The sequence below is a fragment of the Actinacidiphila cocklensis genome (assembly GCF_907177275.1).
Lineage (GTDB): Bacteria > Actinomycetota > Actinomycetes > Streptomycetales > Streptomycetaceae > Actinacidiphila > Actinacidiphila cocklensis.
The window spans coordinates 1-17,662 of record NZ_CAJSLV010000088.1; the positions used below are offsets into that span (position 1 = coordinate 1).

Below are 17,662 nucleotides of genomic sequence, written 5' to 3' on the forward strand. Positions count from 1 at the left end.
GGCGAGCACCGGCCCCGCCCGGCCGCCCGCCCCCGCGGCCCAGCCGGCCGAACCCGCGCCCGCCGCCGGCCGCTCCCCCGCGGCCAGCAGCCGGTCCACCGCCTCGACCAGCTCGCCCGCCTGCCAGGCCTCCTCGATGACGTCCTCGGGCTGCGGCGCCCCGCGCATCACCCGTTCCGACTCCGCCACCAGCCGTGCCGCGTCCATCTCGCACCCCCTCGACCCGGCGGTGGTGACCCCTTCACCACCTGCCGACATCACTCAGCGTGACACAGTCTCAGCTCACGGAAAGGGGGGAGTCCCGGCACCTGTGGATAACCCCGCGCCTGTGGACAACCACGACAGCCCGGTCACCCGGCGGAGGGACCTGCCGGGCGGTCAGGCCGCGGGAAGCGCTCCTCGTTCCTGTCGATCTTCGCCGCGAGCGCCTCCAGCACGTCGATCTCCAGCACCGCGCAGAACTGCAGCAGATACGCCAGCACGTCCGCGACCTCGTCGCGCACCCGGTGGGCCGAGCCGGGGTCCGCCATCACCGCCGACGCCTGCTCGGGGGTCAGCCACTGGAAGATCTCCAGCAGCTCCGCCGCCTCGACGCTCAGCGCGGAGGCGAGATTCTTCGGGGTGTGGAAGGGCTGCCAGTCACGGGCGGCGGCGAAGTCGACCAGGCGGCGCTGCAGGGCCGCCAGGTCGGGTGGTTGTCCGGTCACCCCGACGTGTCTACCGCATCGTCGCAGCCCTCCTCCGCCCGCCCCGCCTCCTCGGCCGCGCGCCTCGCCCCTGCCGTACCGGCACCCGCGCCGGCACCCGACCCCGCCGTACCGCGTTCCGCCTCGCCCGTGTCCTGCGCGGGCACCCGGCGTCCCTCGCCGAGCCGCGCGACCGTCACGCCGCCGAGGCCCTCCGCGCAGTCCGGGTCCTGGACCGTGCCGAGCAGCCGGATGTGGCCGCGCGCGGCAGCCATCCCGGCGAGCCGCAGCAGCTCCCGCAACTGCCGCCGGTCCAGGCCCAGATCGAGCCCGTCACCGAGCACCGTGAGCACCTGGCCGGCCGGCAGCAGCTCCGTACTGGTGTCGACGTCCAGCACACCGGGGCCAGTGAGCAGCACCAACGCCAGTGCCACGAAGCGCAGTTCACCGTCACCGAGCCGGTCGACCGGCACCACGCCCAGCGGGCCTCGGTCCACCGCGGCGATCACCGCGTCCAGCGGCGCCCGCCCGTCGCCCCGCGGCAGCACCGCCGGCAGCACCGTCAGTCCCTCGACCGGCGGACTGCAGACCGCGCGCACCGCGTTGACCAGCGCCGCGTGCCGCGTGGCGCACTCGCCCTCGGTCCTGGCCAGCACCGCGGACAGGTTGTCGCACGCGGTCCGCAGCCGCCCGTCGCCGTGCGGTACGGGGGCGCGCATCAGTTCGGGCCTGGGCGCGACGGGGAAGACCCCGCGCAGCGCGACCACCAACTGCTCCGCGGCGGCCAGCACCAGCCGCTGCCCGTCCGTGCGCCCGGAGACCCGCAGCGGCAGCAGCGCGCTGGCCAGGACGTTGTCCGGCAGCGGCGCCCGGGTGACGGAGACCTCGCCTGCGGTGTGCCAGGCGGCCTGCACGGTGCGCCTGGCCGGATCGCGCAGCGCCGTGGTCAGCAGCGTCTCGCCCGCGCCGGTCAGCCGCTCGCCGACGATCCGCAGCGTCGGCTCGGCCTGCACCGCGACGTCCAGCCGCACCGGGCCGACCGGGCCGGTCACCGTGCAGCCGATGCGGAAGCCGCGCCGCCCCTGCGCGTCGGGCTGCGCACCCTGCGGCACGCAGGCCGCCGCACCGCCGCGCACCGCGGTTCCGAAGACCTCGGCGAGTTCTGCGCCGCAGGCCAGCCGGCCGAGTGCCGTGAGCCCTTCGAGCACGCTGGACTTGCCGGTGCCGCTCCCGCCGGTGAGCAGGGTGAGCGGACCGAGCGCGAAGGTCGCCCCGCGGTGTGACTTGAAGGCGGACAACCGCAGTTCGGTGACGACGGGGCGGTCGTGGCCGGTGTCCTCGGGGGCGCTGGTGCTCATGGCCGCGAAGGTAGCCAGGGTCGGCCCTGCCGAACCGTTCCAGCGGCCCCGGGGTAACTCGAACGAGGGACATCGCGCATGATCTGCGGATATCCGGAAATCAGATACGCCGCTCACCGCCACAGCCCTTCACGCAGGTGAACGTCGGTACGGGTGCATGTCAGTGCCGGCGGCTACGGTGGCAGGCGTGACCACGACCAGCACCAGATACGTCGCACTGCTGCGCGGGATCAACGTCGGGGGCAGGGCCAGGGTCCCGATGCAGACCCTGCGCGAGCTGCTGGCCGCGATCGGCGGCACCGGCGTCCGTACCCACCTGCAGAGCGGCAACGCCGTCTTCACCCACGAGGACACCGACCCGCAGCGGCTGGCGGACGCGCTGCAGCAGGCGCTCGCCGACGAGTTGGGCCTGACCGTCACCTGCATGGTGCGCACCGCGGAGGACCTGCGGCGGGTCGTGGCGGCCAACCCGTTCGACATGACCGGGATCAACGGCTCCCGCTTCCTGGTCGTCTTCCTCGCCGGCCCCGTCCCCCTCGACCGCCTCGCGGCGATCGAGCAGGCGGACCACGCGCCGGACGAACTCCGGGCGGGCGAGCGGGAGGTCTACGCCCACTTCCCCGACTCCATCCGCGACTCCAAGCTCGCCGCCCGCCTGACCGACCGCGGCCTGGGCCTGCCGGCCACGGGCCGCAACTGGAACACGGTCACCAGACTCCTGGAGCTGGCCGACGCATGACGGCCTCGGCCGGCGGTCGCCCGGGCCTCAGTCCTTGTTCATCACCGGCTCGGCTCATCCACCCGAGGCCCACACGTCCGGTCACGCGTCGTCCTTACGGATTCGATGCTGCGGTGCCGGGCGACGCCGTGTGCGAAATCGGGTACCCCTGATGTGCCCTCGCGCAGGTCGTCCAGGAACTGCCGGTAGGCGTGAGCAACCGTGTAGGCCGGCGCGTCGGCCCGGGCGTCCAGTTCCGGAACACGAACGTACGACTGCGGCACCGTCATGGGAGCGACTACGGTGGATGTTCCGCGGCCGCCTTCGAGGGTGAGCGGGCTGAGCTGGGGGTGGCCGATCGGGGCGGTGAGAACGAGGTCGCCCTCGGAGCCGTTGATCTCCCAGCGGAAGTTGGTTCCCCGGGCCATGCCTCCGCGGTAGTGGAAGGTGGCCACCGCGCCGCTCGGCAGCCGTCCCGAGGCCACCACCTGGTCCGCGGCGGTCATGGGCACGGGCTGTCCGCTCTCGGTGTCCACGGCCGACGTACGCCGCGACGCCAGTTGAATCCGCAGTTCCTCGGGCTCTCCCAGGACCGACGCGAGTCCGTCGAGGGCGTGGCTGAAGGGAACGGTCAGCAGCGTCGTGCCGTTCGCGGCGTCGAGCACGTAGTGATCGCCGGGGCCGACGGTGGCACCCCAAGCGCCGCCGGAGCCCACAACCGACGTGGACAGCACCTCCCCCACGTAGCCGTCGGCCACGAGGTGCCGTACGTAGGCGAGCGCCGGGTGCGACCGCGCTTGGAGTCCGACGACGGTCGGCACGGCGCGACTGCTCGCCAGCTGCGCCATGTCCTCGGCCTCCGCGAGCGCGTTGCCCAGCGGCCACTCGCACAGCACGCTCTTTGCGGCGCTCAGCGCCGTCTGCACCAGTTCCCGGTGGTGAGGCACCTTCACCGCCACGACCACGAGGTCGACCTCGTCGCAGGCAACCAGTTCGGCGGCCGTCCCGAAGGCCCTGGATACACCGTGCTTCTGCCCGGAGCGCTCCGCCGACTGTTTCGAACTCGTACTCAAGGCCCTCAGCTCATAACCCGGGACAGCGCGCAGGGCGGGCAGGTGGGAGCGCTCGGCCCAGCTACCGTGCGCCCCGAGTCCGATGATCCCTACTCCGATCGGCCTCTCGGACCGGGCCAGTTCGGCAAGCAGTGACTCAGATGTGTTCATACTCGTCCCCTGTTCTTTGTGTAGATGGCACCGACGTCACTCGCTGTGGCCGTGAACCGCATACGGGAGTGCCCATCACAGAGCCCCGTCACGAGAGGCGGGGCCGCGCGTCGAGCAGGCGCCGGCGTGGAGGATTCACGCACAGTGGGTGCGGGGTCAGCGGGTGATGCCGCGGACGGGCGTGCAGGACACGGTGCTATTGCAGGTGTCGCGGAACCTCTGGCTCGGTTCACCGAGCATGCTGGCTGAAGACCGTCTCGGTAGAGGACGCGCATACTTGACCGTCGGCGGTCAATCTCACGTGCTTGCAGGGGACTTCGGGCCGCGCTCGCTGTCCAGCAAAGCCATAAGGGGTGCGGCGTACCGGGTTCCGGCCACCGCGTCGGCCGGGATGGCCTCGTCGATCGCGCCAAGGTCCGCGTCGGTCAGTGTGACGTCGACCGCGGCCAAGGCCTCATCGACGCGGTGAGGTCGGCGGGCGCCCAAGACGGCCACGATGGTGCCGCGCTCGCGGCTTTGGGCAATGACCCAGGCGGTGGCGAGTTGTGCGACGCTGATGCCGTGTGCGTCGGCGAGCGGCCGCAGCCGGTCGACCAGGGTGAGGTTCGCGGCGAGGTTGTCGGGGTGAAAGCGGGGCAGCCAGTGGGCGCGTGGGTCGCCTCCGGCGGACTGTCGGTAGGTGCCGGTGAGCAGGCCGTGTGCGAGGACCCCGTAAGCGGTGACGCCGATCCCCAGCTCGCGGCAGGTGTCCACGATGCCGTTTATCTCGGGGCCACGGCTGAACAGGGAGTATTCGATCTGTACGTCGCAGATCGGGTGCACGGCGTGGGCGCGGCGGATGGTCTCCGGCCCTACCTCGGACAGCCCGATGTGGCGGACGTATCCGGCCTGGACCAGTTCGGAGATGGCGCCGATCGTGTCCTCGATCGGGGTGTCGGGGGCGAGGCGGGAGGGGCGGTAGATGTCGACATGGTCGGTCCCGAGGCGACGCAGCGAGTAGGCGAGCGCGTTTTTCACATGGGCGGGACGGCCCTCGATGCCGACGAAGGCTCCGTCGGGGCTGCGCAGACCGCCGAACTTCACGCTCAGGAGAACCTTTTCGCGATCGCGGTCGTGGAGCGCGCGGCGGATGAGGTCCTCGTTGTGGCCCATGCCGTAGAAGTCGGCGGTGTCGAGGAGGGTGACGCCGGCAGCGAGGGCCGCGTGGATCGTGGCGATGGCGTCAGCTTCGTCAGCGGGGGCCGTCCGATCGGACATGCCCGCGCAGCCCAACGCGAGAGGAGTGACCTGCGGGCCACCGGTTCCAAGGGTTCGGGTTTGCATGGATCCTTCTGCGGGGTGAAAAAGGTGGGCGAGGCCGACGGGGGCCGGCGAGGCGGCAGCCACCTGCTATTGTTGACATCTCAACACTAAGAACGGGTGCGTTGATATGTCAACACCGGATCGCGGAGATCACGAGCCGGACGAGCCCATGGGCAAGGCCGCACCGGATCCGGTCGACCTCTGGTCCGCCTTCAAGCGCGCCCACGAGATCGTCCGAAGCCGTGTGATCGCGGACGCCGCCGAGGCGGCGGGCCTGTCAGAGCCGGACTTGACGATCCTGGTCAACCTGAACAAGGCAGGGGGGTCCTTGCGTCAGAGCGAGCTCGCCGCGTCGCTCGCCTGGGACCGCACCCGCATCTCCCACCAGCTCACCCGCATGAGCAAGCGCCAACTCGTCACCCGCGAACGCGCCGGCGGTGTCGTCGTCACCCTCACCGACGCCGGACGGCAGGCCATCACCGCCGTGCACCCCGGCCTGGACGCTGCGGTACGCCGCCACTTCACCGACAAGCTCTCCGCGCAGGAGATCGAAACACTGAGTTCCGCCCTCCGCCGGTTGTAGCCGCCGGCACAGAAGCCGAAAAGCACAGGGCGCGATCACCGATCCCCGGCCAGATGAGCCCAGCACCCTTGAGCCGCCCAAGAAGCCACTGCGCTGCGGACGCACCACGGCACTTCCCGCATCCGCGCCGGAGGGTGCGCTACGAACACGATGCCCTCGGCCACGTCACCCCTCCGCCGGATGGCCCGCCTCTCCCGCGAACCCGACACACACTCCATCCTGTGGCGCTCACCCGGGGCACCGCGACCTGACCCCTTTGCGCCGGAAAGTGCCCCTACGCCGGTTGTCAGGGTCAGCACTGCCGCCAGAACAGGAGGAAAAAGAGAAAACAGCAGGTCAGCCGTTCTTCTTGACCGGCGCCAGTACCGCCACGCACTCCACGTGGTGCGTCATCGGGAAGAGGTCGAAGGCACGCAGGCCCACCGGGCGGTAGCCCTCCTCGGCGAAGTAGGCCAGGTCGCGGGCCAGGGCCGCCGGGTCGCAGGCGACGTAGGCGATGCGGCGGGCGCCGAGGGAGGCGAGGTGGCGGACGGTGGGGCGGCGGGCGCCGGTGCGGGGCGGGTCGAGGACGATCAGGTCGACCTCGGTGATGCCGGTGCGGGGCAGGACCTGCTCGACCTTGCCGTGCTCGATACGGACCCGGTCGAGGTCCTGGAGGTTGTGCCGGGCGTCCTGCGCGGCACGCTTGCCCGACTCGACGCCGAGGACGGCGCCGCGTTCGCCGACCCGCTCGGCCAGGGCGCCGGCGAAGAGGCCGACACCGCAGTAGAGGTCGAGCGCCATGTCGCCCTTGCGCGGCATCAGGCCCTGCATGACGGCCTCGACCAGCAGGTCGGCGGCCTTCGGGTGGACCTGCCAGAAGCCGCCGTCGCCGACCCGCCAGGTGCGGCCCGCGGCGCGCTCGCGGACGAAGTCGCGGCCGTGGACGCGGTGGACGGCCTTGTCACGCTCGCCGATCCGCAGGACGGACACCGGCTTGTCCAGCTCCACGATCGGCAGCCGGCCGCCCGGCCGGGGGGTCAGCACGACCTGCCGGTCGCTGGAGCCGGTGGCGGCGATCGCCTCGACCGCGGCGATCTGCGGCCAGCGGCGGGCCTCGACGCCCAGCTCGCTGACCTCGGGTGCGGCGATCATGCAGTGGTCGATGACCTCGACGTCGTGCGAGCGGTGCCTGCGCAGCCCCGCGCGTCCCTCGTCGTCCACGGCGTACTGCACCCGGGTGCGCCAGGCGGGGACCTCGCCCTTGGCGACCTTGTCGCCGGGGGCGGGCTCCACCGTGCCGTCCCAGCCGGCCTCCTCGGGGGTGATGCCGGCGAGCCTGGCCAGCTGCTCGGTGATGACCGCGGCCTTGAGGCGGCGCTGGGCGCCGGGGGCGGCGTGCTGCCAGTCGCAGCCGCCGCAGCGGCCGGGTCCCGAGAAGGGGCAGGGCGCCTCGACGCGGTCCCTGGACGCGGTCAGGACGCGGACGGCGTCGGCCCGCAGGAAGCTCGCACCGACCTCGCCGTGGGTGACCCGGGCGACGACCCGCTCGCCGGGCAGGGTGTGCCGGACGAAGAGGACCTGGCCCTCGGCGGTCCGTGCCAGGCAGTGGCCGCCGTGCGCCACCGCGCCGATCTCTACCTCGTACTCCTGGCCGACCAGTGACGGGGCGGGCTCGGTCTGCATGTCGGTGGTGCTCCTGGGCTCTTCTCGGGGTGCGCGACAGCCCACTCTACGGGTCCGCGGCAGGTCCCGGCCGCGCCCTCAGTGCTCGCGCTGGTGCTCGCGCTCGCGCTGCTGCGGCCCGACCGGGCCGCGGCGGATGGAGCCGGGCGCGTTCCAGTCGGCACGGCGGCGGGCACGGGCGCGGGCGACCTCGGAGGACTCCAGCTGGTAGGGCACCGAGGTGACCATCACACCGGGGGTGAAGAGCAGCCGGCCCTTGAGCCGCAGGGCGCTCTGGTTGTGCAGCAGGTGCTCGTACCAGTGGCCGACGACGTATTCGGGGATGTAGATGCTGACCACGTCCCGCGGGCTGTTGCGCCGCAGCCCCTTGACGTAGTCGATGATCGGCCGGGTGATCTCGCGGTAGGGCGAGTCGAGGACCTTCAGCGGTACGTCGATGCCGCGCCGCTGCCAGTCGGCCTGCAGCGCCTTGGTGTCGTCGGGGTCGACGTTGATGCTGAGCGCTTCGAGGGTGTCGGAGCGCACCAGCTTGGCGTAGGACAGCGCCCGCAGGGTGGGCTTGTGCACCTTGGAGACCAGGACGATGGAGTGCACCCGGGAGGGGCGCACGTAGTCGTCGCCCGGCTCGTCCTCGGCGGCGATCTCGTCGGAGACCCGGGTGTAGTGGCGGCGGATCGCGGTCATGGTGGCGTAGAAGACGACCATGCCGAGCACCGCGACCCAGGCGCCGTGGGTGAACTTGGTGAGCAGCACGATGACCAGCACCAGGCCGGTGAGGAAGGCGCCGAAGGTGTTGATGGCCCGGGAGCGCACCATGTGGCGGCGCTTGGCCTGGTCGGTCTCGGTGCGCAGGTGCCGGTTCCAGTGCCTGACCATGCCGGTCTGGCTGAGCGTGAAGGAGACGAAGACGCCCACGATGTACAGCTGGATCAGCCGGGTGGAGTCGGCGCCGTAGATGTAGACCAGGACGCAGGCGAAGCCGGCCAGCAGCACGATGCCGTTGGAGAAGGCAAGCCGGTCGCCGCGGGTGTGCAGCTGGCGCGGCAGGTAGCGGTCCTGGGCGAGGATCGAGCCGAGCACGGGGAAGCCGTTGTACGCGGTGTTGGCGGCCAGGAAGAGCACCAGCGCTGTGACCGCGGCCAGGAAGACGAACGGGATCGAGTTGTGGCCGAAGACCGCCTCGGCGACCTGGGCGATCACCGGGTCCTGGGTGAAGCCCGAGCCGACCGGTGTGCCGTGGTTGAGCAGGTCGGTGGCGGGGTTCTCGGCCATCCGCACATGGGTGTTTATCGCCAGCGCGATGATGCCGCAGAACATGGTGACGGCGAGCAGGCCCATCGCCGCCAGCGTGGTGGCGGCGTTCTTGGACTTGGGCTTCTTGAAGGCCGGTACACCGTTGCTGATGGCCTCGACGCCGGTGAGGGCGGCACATCCTGAGGAGAAGGCGCGCAGCAGCAGGAAGATCAGTGCGAAGCCGCCGATCCCCGAGGACTCGGCGTGGATCGTGTAGCCCGCCGTGGGCGCGTGCATGTCATGCCCAGTGGCGATCTTGAACACGCCCCACGCGATCATGCAGAAGACGCCGAAGACGAAGGCGTAGGTGGGGATCGCGAAGATCGTGCCGGACTCGCGCACCCCGCGCAGGTTCATCAGCATCAGGATGACGATCATGCCGACCGCGCCGACCACCTTGTGCGTGACGAAGAACGGCACCGCCGAGCCCAGGTTCTCGATGCCGGAGGCGACCGACACCGCAACCGTGAGCACGTAGTCGACCAGCAGCGCGCTGGCGACGGTGAGCCCCGCCCTCGGCCCCAGGTTGGTGGTGGCGACCTCGTAGTCACCGCCGCCTGAGGGGTAGGCGTGCACGTTCTGCCGGTAGGAGGCGACCACGGTGAACATCAGGACCACGACGGCGCCCGCGATCCACGGGCTGAAGTGGTAGGCCGACACTCCGGCGATCGACAGGACGAGCAGTACCTCGCCCGGCGCATACGCCACGGACGACAGCGGGTCGGAGGCGAAGACAGGGAGCGCGAGCCGCTTGGGGAGCAGCGTCTCGCCCAGCTTGTCGCTGCGCAGCGCCCGGCCGATGAGGATCCGTTTCGGCAGGTCGGTCAGTTTGGACACTCCGCGATGTTAAGGGATCGGCCATACGTGCGGGTGCCCCAGTCCCTTATGGAGTGTGGCGAACTTGTGAGGCCGCCACGACGCAACCTTCTGCGGTGCGACGCGCGTGTGTAGCTTTGGCCGCGGTCTGAGACGCTTGGAACGACCTCTACGACTCAGCACACAGTCTCAGTCGATAACGTTGACAGCCGGAAGGACGGTCGTGCACGTCGTGATTATGGGATGCGGGCGAGTGGGCTCCACTCTCGCGCACTCCCTCGAACAGCAAGGTCATACGGTCGCGGTGATCGATCAGGACCCCAAGGCGTTCCGCCGCCTGGGCTCCGGGTTCGGCGGGCGCCGGGTGACCGGAGTCGGGTTCGACCAGGACACACTGCGTGAGGCCGGTATCGAGGAGGCGGGCGCCTTCGCGGCTGTCAGCAGCGGCGACAACTCCAACATCATCGCGGCCCGGGTGGCCAGGGAGATGTTCGGCATCGAGAACGTCGCGGCCAGGATCTACGACCCGCGCCGGGCCGAGGTCTACCAGCGGCTGGGCATCCCGACCGTGGCGACCGTGCGGTGGACCGCCGACCAGATGCTGCGGCGGCTGCTGCCGTCCGGCGCCGAGCCGCTGTGGCGCGACCCCAGCGGCGGGGTCCAGCTCGCCGAGGTGCACACCTCTCCGGCGTGGATCGGGCACAAGATCAGCAGGCTGCAGGAGGAGACCGGCGCCAGGGTGGCATTTCTCACCCGGCTCGGCGAGGCGATGCTGCCCACCGCGCAGACCGTGCTGCAGGAGGGCGACCTCGTCCACGTGATGCTGCGCTCCGACGAGGTCGCCGACGTAGAGGCGGCCTTCGCCAAGGGACCCGAGGAGGACCACTCATGAGGGTGGCCATCGCCGGGGCCGGCGCGGTCGGCCGGTCCATCGCGGCCGAGCTGCTGGAGAACGGGCACGAGGTGCTGCTCGTCGACAAGAACCCCACCTCCATCTCGGTGGAGCGGGTGCCGCAGGCCGAGTGGCTGCTGGCCGACGCGTGCGAGATCACCTCGCTCGACGAGGCCGCGCTGCAGCGCTGCAACGTGGTGATCGCCGCGACCGGCGACGACAAGGTCAACCTGGTGGTGTCGCTGCTCGCCAAGACGGAGTACGGCGTGCCGCGGGTCGTCGCCCGGGTGAACAACCCGAAGAACGAGTGGCTGTTCAACGAGTCGTGGGGCGTGGACGTCGCCGTCTCCACACCGCGGCTGATGTCGGCCCTGGTCGAGGAGGCGGTGAGCGTCGGCGACCTGGTCCGGCTGCTGCGCTTCAGCCAGGGTGACGCGAATCTCGTCGAGTTGACGCTGCCCGAGGAGGCCGCGCTGGTCGGCACCCGGGTCGGTGACGTGGAGTGGCCGCAGGACACCTCACTGGTCACCATCATCCGCGGCAACCGGGTGCTCACCCCGTCGAAGGACGACGCGCTGGAGGCCGGCGACGAGCTGCTGTTCGTGGCGGCGCCGCACCGTGAGGAGCAGCTGGAGGACCTGCTGTCCGTCCAGGACGGCAGCAGCGGCTGACCTGCCCGGCAACGGCCGGGCAGGCCGGATCTACTTGACCGTCTGCCCGGCCGACGTCTCGTCGGCCTTGGCCCGTTCCTTCTCGGCCTTGCGCTCCTGCTCGGCCGCCTCCATCTCCGCGATCACGTCGATCGGGGCCGGCGCCTTCACCAGGAAGATCCAGGTCAGGTACACCGACAGCAGGAACGGCGGGATGCCGAGCGCGACCTTCACCCAGCCCAGCTGCGTGGCGTTGCCCCACCAGTACAGCGGGAAGAGGATCGCCGACTTGGCCAGCAGGATCAGGCCCCAGGCCCAGCTGGCCTTGGTGTACGCGCGCAGTCGCCCCGGATTGCGGGTGCGCCAGGACAGGTTCTCCTTGAACACCGGGCCGAGGATCAGGCCGAGCAGCGGGAAGCCCGCCAGCGCCGAGACCACGTAGGCGACGCCGAGGCCCAGGGTGTAGAGCATGCCGGGCAGGTAGAAGTTCTTGGCATTGCCGGACATCATCGCGAACAGCGCGCCGAAGGCGATGCCGAAGACGCCGCTGAAGGCGTGCTTGAGGGTGTCCCTGCGGGCCAGCCGGACCACGCCGAGCACCACCGACAGGCCCAGCGCCGCCAGCGCGGAGGACTTGATGTCGTGGTTGACCGTGTAGATCACCACGAAGATCAAGCCGGGCACGGTGGTCTCCACCATGCCGAGGATGCCGCCGAAGGCGTCCAGCAGTGCGGCCTCGGTTGCCGCCCTGACCTCGGCTTCGTCGCCCGCCTGCCCCTGCGGGCCGGCCGATTTCTCGTGGTCCGTGTTGTCGATCGACGCCACCAGCTACTCCTGTCCGACCGGACGCAGTTCGTACTTGGGGTTGAACAGCACCGGACGGCCACGGTTCATGGAGATCCGGCCGGAGGCGATGATCCGGCGGCCGGGTTCGATACCGGTGATGCTGCGTCGGCCGAGCCAGACCACGTCCAGCGCGGCGGACCCGTCGAACAGCTCCGCCTCCAGTGCGGGCACGCCCGCCCGGGGACGCAGCGTGACCGTACGCAGCGTACCCGTGACGGACACTATCTGGCGGTCGGAGCAGTCCTTGATCCGCGTGCAGCCGACGGCCCTGGTCTCCTCCTGCAACTCCTCGGAGTGCAGTTCCTCCTGCGAGGAGGACAGCCGGTCGAGCATGCGGCGGAAGCGACCGGCAGGTCGCTCAGAACGGATGGCACCACTCATACGGTCCAGCGTACCGGCCGGACCTCACGCCTCGAAGCGGTAGCCCATGCCGGGTTCGGTGATGAAGTGCCGCGGCCTGGCCGGGTCGGCCTCCAGCTTCCTGCGCAGCTGGGCCATGTAGACCCGCAGGTAGTTGGTCTCGGTGCCGTACGCGGGTCCCCAGACCTCCTGCAGCAGCTGCTTCTGCGAGACCAGCCGGCCGGGGTTGCGCACCAGCACTTCCAGCAGGTGCCACTCGGTGGGGGTGAGCCGCACGTCGGCGCCGTCGCGGTGGACCTTGCGGGCCGCCAGGTCCACGGTGAAGGTCTCGGTCTCCACCGCCGAGGCGTCGTCGTCCGAGCCGCTCGGCGTGGCGCGGCGGACCGCGGCCCGCAGCCGGGCCAGCAGCTCGTCCATGCCGAACGGCTTGGTCACGTAGTCGTCGGCGCCGGCGTCCAGTGCCTCGACCTTCTCGTCGGAGGCGTGCCGGGCCGACAGCACGATGATCGGCACCCGGGTCCAGCCGCGCAGCCCGCGGATCACCTCGACGCCGTCCATGTCGGGCAGCCCGAGGTCGAGCACCACCACGTCGGGGTGCCGGGCCGCGGCCACCCGCAGCGCAGCGGCGCCGTCATGGGCTGCGTCCACCTCGTAGGCCCGTGCCCGCAGGTTGATCACCAGCGCCTTGACGATCTGCGGTTCGTCGTCCACCACCAGCACCCGGTACATCCGCCGCCCTTTCGTGTCCCCCTGCGCGCCGGCACCCGCCGGCTCCTGCCCCGCCGCCCGGCTCATGTGGTCGCCGTCGCGGGAAGGCCGGGGCGGGCCGGCCGCCCGTCCGCCGCGGCCCGCAGGGTGAGCACCATCGTCAGGCCGCCGCCCGGGGTGTCCTCGGCGACCAGGGTGCCGCCCATGGCCTCGGCGAAGCCGCGGGCGACCGCGAGGCCGAGGCCCACACCGGTGCCGCGCGGCGCGTCGCCGTACCGCTGGAAGGGCTCGAAGATCTGTTCCTTGGCGCTCTCGGGGACTCCGGGGCCGCGGTCGGCCACCCGGACCTCGACCCGGTCGCCGAGCGCGCTGGCGGCCACCAGGACGGGTTCGCCGGGCGGGCTGTACTTGACGGCGTTCTCCACCACGTTGGCGACGCTGCGCTCCAGCAGGCCGGGGTCCACCGCGACCATCGGCAGCGACTCGGGGATGTCCAGGGTGACGCTCGGCTCGGGGACGCCGCCCAGCGCCATCGGTACCACCTCGTCGAGGTCCAGTTCGCGGATCAGCGGGTTGACGGTGCCGGTCTGCAGCCGGGACATGTCCAGCAGGTTGCCCACCAGGTGGTCGAGGCGGTCGGCGCCGTCCTCGATGCCGGCCAGCAGTTCCGCCTCGTCCTCCTCGGACCAGGCGACGTCGGCGGACCGCAGCGAGGACACCGAGGCCTTGATGCCGGACAGCGGGGTGCGCAGGTCGTGCGAGACGGCCGCGAGCAGCGCGGTGCGTATCCGGTTGCCCTCGGCCAGCTCCCGAGCCCTGCCGGCCTCGTCGGCGAGCCGCTTGCGGTCGAGGACCACCGCGGCCTGCGCGGCGAAGGCCGACAGCACGCGGCGGTCGGAGGCGGGCAGCACCCGGCCGAGCAGCGCGAGCGAGAGCCGGTCGTTGACGGCCACCTCCACGTCCGCGTCCTCGGGGCGCATGCAGGGCCGGCTGCCGACGGCCGCGGCGCACTTCCAGAGGGCGTGCTCGCCCTCCCGCTCCAGCAGCACCACCGACTCCATCCCGAAGGTCTCCCTGACCCGCTCGAGAAGCGCCTCGAGCGAGCTCTCGCCGCGCAGCACGCTGCCGGCCAGATGCGACAGGATCTCCGCCTCCGCGCGCAGCCTGGCGGCCTGCTGGGTGCGCCGGGCGGCAAGGTCGACCACCGAGGCCACGGCCGCGCCGACCAGCACGAAGATCACGATCGCGACGATGTTCTCCGGCTCGGCGATGGTGAAGGAGTGGATGGGCCGGGTGAAGTAGTAGTTCAGCAGCAGCGAGCCGACCACCGCGGACGCCAGCGCCGGCAGCAGCCCGCCGACCAGGGCCGCGGCCACCGTGAGCGTCAGGAAGAGCAGCATGTCGGTGGCCTGGCCGGGGCCGGGGTGGAAGCGGGTGAGCAGCACCGCGAGCAGCACGGGGCCGGCCACACCGGTCAGCCAGCCCGCCACGACCCGGGAGCGGCCGAGCGTGGCGCCGCGGGCGGCGGGCAGGCCGCGGCCCTTGGCCGCGTGCTCGTGGGTGACGATGTGGACGTCGATGTCGCCGGACTCGCGGGCGACCGTGGTGCCGACGCCCGGCCCGAAGGCGTACTGCCAGGTCTTGCGGCGGCTGCTGCCGAGCACGATCTGCGTGGCGTCGGCGCCGCGGGCGAAGTCCAGCAGCGCGTCGGGCACGTCGTCGCCGATGACGTGGTGGAAGGAGCCGCCGAGGTCCTCGACCAGGGTGCGCTGGACGGCCAGCTCCTTGGCGGACCCCGACACCGGCCCCTCGCTGCGCACGATGTGAACGGCCAGGATCTCGCTGCCCGAGCCCTTGGCGGCCATCCGCGCGGCCCGCCGGATCAGGGTGCGGCCCTCGGGGCCGCCGGTCAGGCCGACGACGATCCGCTCGCGGGCCTTCCACGCGGCGGATATCCGGTGCTCCGCGCGGTACTCCCGCAGGTACTCGTCCACCCGGTCGGCGGTCCACAGCAGGGCCAGCTCGCGCAGCGCGGTCAGGTTGCCGGGCCTGAAGTAGTTGGACAGGGCCGCGTCGACCTTGTCGGGGGCGTAGATGTTGCCGTGCGCCATGCGGCGGCGCAGGGCCTGCGGCGACATGTCGACGAGTTCGATCTGGTCGGCCCGCCTGACCACCTCGTCGGGCACGGTCTCGCGCTGCCGGACCCCGGTGATGGACTCGACAACGTCGCCGAGTGACTCCAGGTGCTGGATGTTGACGTTGGACACCACGTCGATGCCCGCCTGCAGCAGCTCCTCGACGTCCTGCCAGCGCTTGGCGTTTCGCGAGCCCGGCACGTTGGTGTGGGCCAGCTCGTCGACCAGCGCCACCTCAGGTGCCCTGCGCAGCACCGCGTCGACGTCCATCTCGGTGAAGGCGGTGCCGCGGTAGTCGTGCTCGCGGCGCGGGACCTCCTCCAGGCCGTGCATCATGACCTCGGTGCGCGGCCTGCGGTGGTGCTCGACGTAGCCGATGACCAGGTCGCTGCCGCGCTCCACCCGCCGGTGGGCCTCGGAGAGCATTGCGTAGGTCTTGCCGACGCCGGGGGCCGCCCCCAGGTAGATCCGCAATATGCCGCGTGCCATGTCTACGACCTTAGAACGGCCGAAGCGGACACATCAGACTCGGCCGTCCGTCCGGGGACACCTTGACGCCGTCTTGACGGCGAAAATCGCCATGACGTGGCCATGTACCGGGTAAAACACCGGCACCGGACACCGTCGGTCATGTACGGCGACTTTGCGTCACCGCGGCACGCGCTCAGCTGTCAGCGACGATCCGGCCGTCGCGCAGTTCGAGGACCCGGTCGGCCAGGGCGAGCAGCTGGTTGTCGTGGGTGGCGACCAGGGCCGTCACCCCCTCGCTGCGGACCACGGCCCGCAGCAGCTCCATCACGGCGAGGCCGGTGTCGGCGTCGAGCTGGCCTGTGGGCTCGTCGGCGATGATCAGGTCGGGGCGGTTGGCCAGCGCCCGGGCGATGGCGACGCGCTGCTGCTGGCCGCCGGACAGCTCGCCGGGGCGCTGGGCCGCGTGGTCGGCGAGGCCGACCAGGGCGAGCAGCAGCTCGACGCGCTCCTCGCGCTCGCGCGGCGGCGTCTTGCGCAGCCGCATCGGCACCCCGACGTTCTCGGCCGCGGTCAGGATGGGGATCAGGCCGAAGGACTGGAAGACGAAGCCGATCCGGTCCCTGCGCAGGGCCAGCAGGTCGTCGTCGCCGAGCCCCGCCAGGTCGGTGCCGTCCAGCGATATGCGTCCGCCGTCGGGGGTGTCCAGGCCGCCCACGAGGTTGAGCACCGTGGTCTTGCCCGACCCCGATCGGCCCTTGAGCGCCACCAGCTCGCCGCGCGGCACCGCGAACGACACCCCGCGCAGCGCGTGCACGGCCGTCTCGCCGCTGCCGTAGGTACGCCGCAGGTCCTCGACCACCACCATCTCGCCGGTCTTCGGCGACGTCGCCACGGCCGTGCCGGACTGCCCGGTCATCCCTGCTCCCCCATGCTGGTCGGTCATCCTTCGTCCCCCTCCTGGCCGCCCGCGCCGGGAGCGGCGTCCTGCCCGTCCTGTGCCGGTTCCTGCCCGGCGCCCCGGTCCGGCCACACTCCGAGGTGGTCGGGTTCCGCGGTCAACCGTACGCGGCGGTGCAGGCCGTACCGCTCGGTGTACTCCCGCGGCAGCTGCAGCCGCCCGACGCGGTCGAGGACGGCGTACTCCTGCGCGCCGCCCGCGTCCTGCCCCGCCCCGCCCGCGGACGGGCGCAGCACTTCGGTCGCGGTACGGCCGTCGCGTATCCGTACCGTACGCCTGACCTGCTCCGAGACCGCGGGGTCGTGGGTAACGATCAGGACGGTGACGCCGAGTTCCGCGTTCGTACGGCGCAGGGCGGCGAAGACCTCCTCGCCGCTTGCGGTGTCCAGCTCGCCGGTGGGCTCGTCGGCGAAGAGCACCCGGGGGGTGTTGGCGCCCGCAACGGCGATGGCCACGCGCTGCTGCTGGCCGCCGGACAGCTCACCGGGGCGGCGGTTGCGGCAGTCGGCGATGCCCAGCATGTCGAGCAGTTCCATGGCCCGCCCGGCGCGTTGTGCGCGCGGGATGCGCGCGTAGCCCATGGGCAGCGTCACGTTCTCCAGCGCCGTCAGGTACGGCAGCAGGTTGCGCCCGGTCTGCTGCCAGACGAAGCCGACCGTGCGGCGCCGGTAGTCCAGGCGTTCGCGGCGCTTCATGGTGAGCAGGTCGTGCCGGGCGACCCTCGCGCGGCCCGCGGTCGGCAGGTCGAGTCCCGACAGGATGCCCAGCAGGGTGGACTTGCCCGAGCCGGAGGCGCCGACGACGGCAAGCAGCTCGCCCTCGTCGACGGTCAGGTCCAGCCCCTGGAGCGCCTGCACCTCGACGCCCTCGGTGCGGTAGACGCGCACCAGGTTGTCGCAGACGATCAGGCCCTCGTCCGGCTCGGGCGCGGACCTCGCCATGGCGCGGGCCTGCAGGACGGCGAGGTCGGTCATACGGTCTCCCCGTGGTGTGCCGGT

The 17,662-nt window shown here is 71.6% G+C and carries 17 protein-coding genes; 4 read left to right on the forward strand and 13 right to left on the reverse strand.

Features of this window, described 5'->3' with window-relative positions; translation table 11 throughout:
* From NFU81_RS31585 to NFU81_RS31595, 3 genes are all read right to left on the reverse strand, one after another.
* Positions 1–207, reverse strand: a 207-nt coding sequence (locus tag NFU81_RS31585) for a DUF6099 family protein (protein ID WP_251497668.1), incomplete at its 3' end; no start/stop codon positions are given.
* 143 nt (positions 208–350) lie between these two features.
* Positions 351–707 carry a nucleotide pyrophosphohydrolase gene (locus NFU81_RS31590; protein ID WP_251497671.1) on the reverse strand — a complete coding sequence of 119 codons (357 nt, stop codon included), beginning with the start codon at positions 705–707 and terminating at the stop codon, positions 351–353.
* Positions 704–2,044 carry an AAA family ATPase gene (locus NFU81_RS31595; RefSeq protein ID WP_251497674.1) on the reverse strand — a complete coding sequence of 447 codons (1,341 nt, stop codon included), beginning with the start codon at positions 2,042–2,044 and terminating at the stop codon, positions 704–706. Before NFU81_RS31595 ends, NFU81_RS31590 begins: the two co-directional genes overlap by 4 nt.
* A gap of 187 nt (positions 2,045–2,231) precedes the next feature.
* Here NFU81_RS31595 and NFU81_RS31600 point away from each other — a divergent pair, with 187 nt between their 5' ends.
* Positions 2,232–2,783 (forward strand): DUF1697 domain-containing protein, encoded by a 552-nt coding sequence (locus tag NFU81_RS31600; protein ID WP_251497690.1) that lies wholly within the window; start codon positions 2,232–2,234, stop codon positions 2,781–2,783.
* 41 nt (positions 2,784–2,824) lie between these two features.
* Here NFU81_RS31600 and NFU81_RS31605 read toward each other — a convergent pair whose 3' ends face one another.
* Together NFU81_RS31605 and NFU81_RS31610 are read right to left on the reverse strand one after the other, a co-directional pair.
* Positions 2,825–3,985: a Gfo/Idh/MocA family protein gene (locus NFU81_RS31605; protein ID WP_251497693.1), complete on the reverse strand. Its 1,161-nt coding sequence runs from the start codon at positions 3,983–3,985 to the stop codon at positions 2,825–2,827.
* Positions 3,986–4,282: 297 nt separating this feature from the next.
* Positions 4,283–5,308 carry an aldo/keto reductase gene (locus NFU81_RS31610; RefSeq protein WP_251497773.1) on the reverse strand — a complete coding sequence of 342 codons (1,026 nt, stop codon included), beginning with the start codon at positions 5,306–5,308 and terminating at the stop codon, positions 4,283–4,285.
* 106 nt (positions 5,309–5,414) lie between these two features.
* Here NFU81_RS31610 and NFU81_RS31615 point away from each other — a divergent pair, with 106 nt between their 5' ends.
* Positions 5,415–5,870: a MarR family winged helix-turn-helix transcriptional regulator gene (locus NFU81_RS31615; RefSeq protein ID WP_251497696.1), complete on the forward strand. Its 456-nt coding sequence runs from the start codon at positions 5,415–5,417 to the stop codon at positions 5,868–5,870.
* A gap of 336 nt (positions 5,871–6,206) precedes the next feature.
* Here the strand turns inward: NFU81_RS31615 and NFU81_RS31620 are convergent, their stop codons facing one another.
* Together NFU81_RS31620 and NFU81_RS31625 are read right to left on the reverse strand one after the other, a co-directional pair.
* Complete coding sequence (locus NFU81_RS31620) at positions 6,207–7,535, reverse strand: class I SAM-dependent RNA methyltransferase (protein ID WP_251497697.1); 1,329 nt, start codon at positions 7,533–7,535, stop codon at positions 6,207–6,209.
* Positions 7,536–7,613: 78 nt separating this feature from the next.
* The gene (locus NFU81_RS31625) at positions 7,614–9,665 is read right to left on the reverse strand and encodes an APC family permease (protein ID WP_251497699.1); all 2,052 of its coding nucleotides are present in this window, start codon (positions 9,663–9,665) and stop codon (positions 7,614–7,616) included.
* Positions 9,666–9,867: 202 nt separating this feature from the next.
* On the opposite strand from NFU81_RS31625, the gene NFU81_RS31630 reads away from it, so the two are divergent.
* Both NFU81_RS31630 and NFU81_RS31635 read left to right on the forward strand, forming a co-directional pair.
* On the forward strand, positions 9,868–10,536 hold the full coding sequence (locus tag NFU81_RS31630; RefSeq protein WP_251497702.1) for a potassium channel family protein: 669 nt from the start codon (positions 9,868–9,870) through the stop codon (positions 10,534–10,536).
* Positions 10,533–11,207, forward strand: a complete 675-nt coding sequence (locus NFU81_RS31635) for a potassium channel family protein (protein WP_251497704.1) — start codon at positions 10,533–10,535, stop codon at positions 11,205–11,207. Before NFU81_RS31630 ends, NFU81_RS31635 begins: the two co-directional genes overlap by 4 nt.
* Positions 11,208–11,237: 30 nt before the next feature.
* Here NFU81_RS31635 and NFU81_RS31640 read toward each other — a convergent pair whose 3' ends face one another.
* From NFU81_RS31640 to NFU81_RS31665, 6 genes are all read right to left on the reverse strand, one after another.
* The gene (locus tag NFU81_RS31640; protein ID WP_422665336.1) at positions 11,238–12,011 is read right to left on the reverse strand and encodes a DUF3159 domain-containing protein; all 774 of its coding nucleotides are present in this window, start codon (positions 12,009–12,011) and stop codon (positions 11,238–11,240) included.
* 3 nt (positions 12,012–12,014) lie between these two features.
* A complete protein-coding gene (locus NFU81_RS31645; protein WP_078582256.1) occupies positions 12,015–12,413 on the reverse strand; it encodes an OB-fold nucleic acid binding domain-containing protein in 399 nt (132 codons plus the stop codon).
* A gap of 24 nt (positions 12,414–12,437) precedes the next feature.
* Positions 12,438–13,121: a response regulator gene (locus NFU81_RS31650; protein WP_251497779.1), complete on the reverse strand. Its 684-nt coding sequence runs from the start codon at positions 13,119–13,121 to the stop codon at positions 12,438–12,440.
* 62 nt (positions 13,122–13,183) lie between these two features.
* A complete protein-coding gene (locus NFU81_RS31655) occupies positions 13,184–15,724 on the reverse strand; it encodes a sensor histidine kinase (RefSeq protein WP_251497707.1) in 2,541 nt (846 codons plus the stop codon).
* A gap of 175 nt (positions 15,725–15,899) precedes the next feature.
* Entirely contained in the window at positions 15,900–16,649 is a 750-nt protein-coding gene (locus NFU81_RS31660; protein ID WP_422665337.1) for an ABC transporter ATP-binding protein, read from the reverse strand.
* Positions 16,646–17,638, reverse strand: a complete 993-nt coding sequence (locus NFU81_RS31665) for an ABC transporter ATP-binding protein (RefSeq protein ID WP_422665338.1) — start codon at positions 17,636–17,638, stop codon at positions 16,646–16,648. The genes NFU81_RS31660 and NFU81_RS31665 overlap by 4 nt, the downstream gene beginning before the upstream one ends.
* Positions 17,639–17,662: the final 24 nt, after the last annotated feature.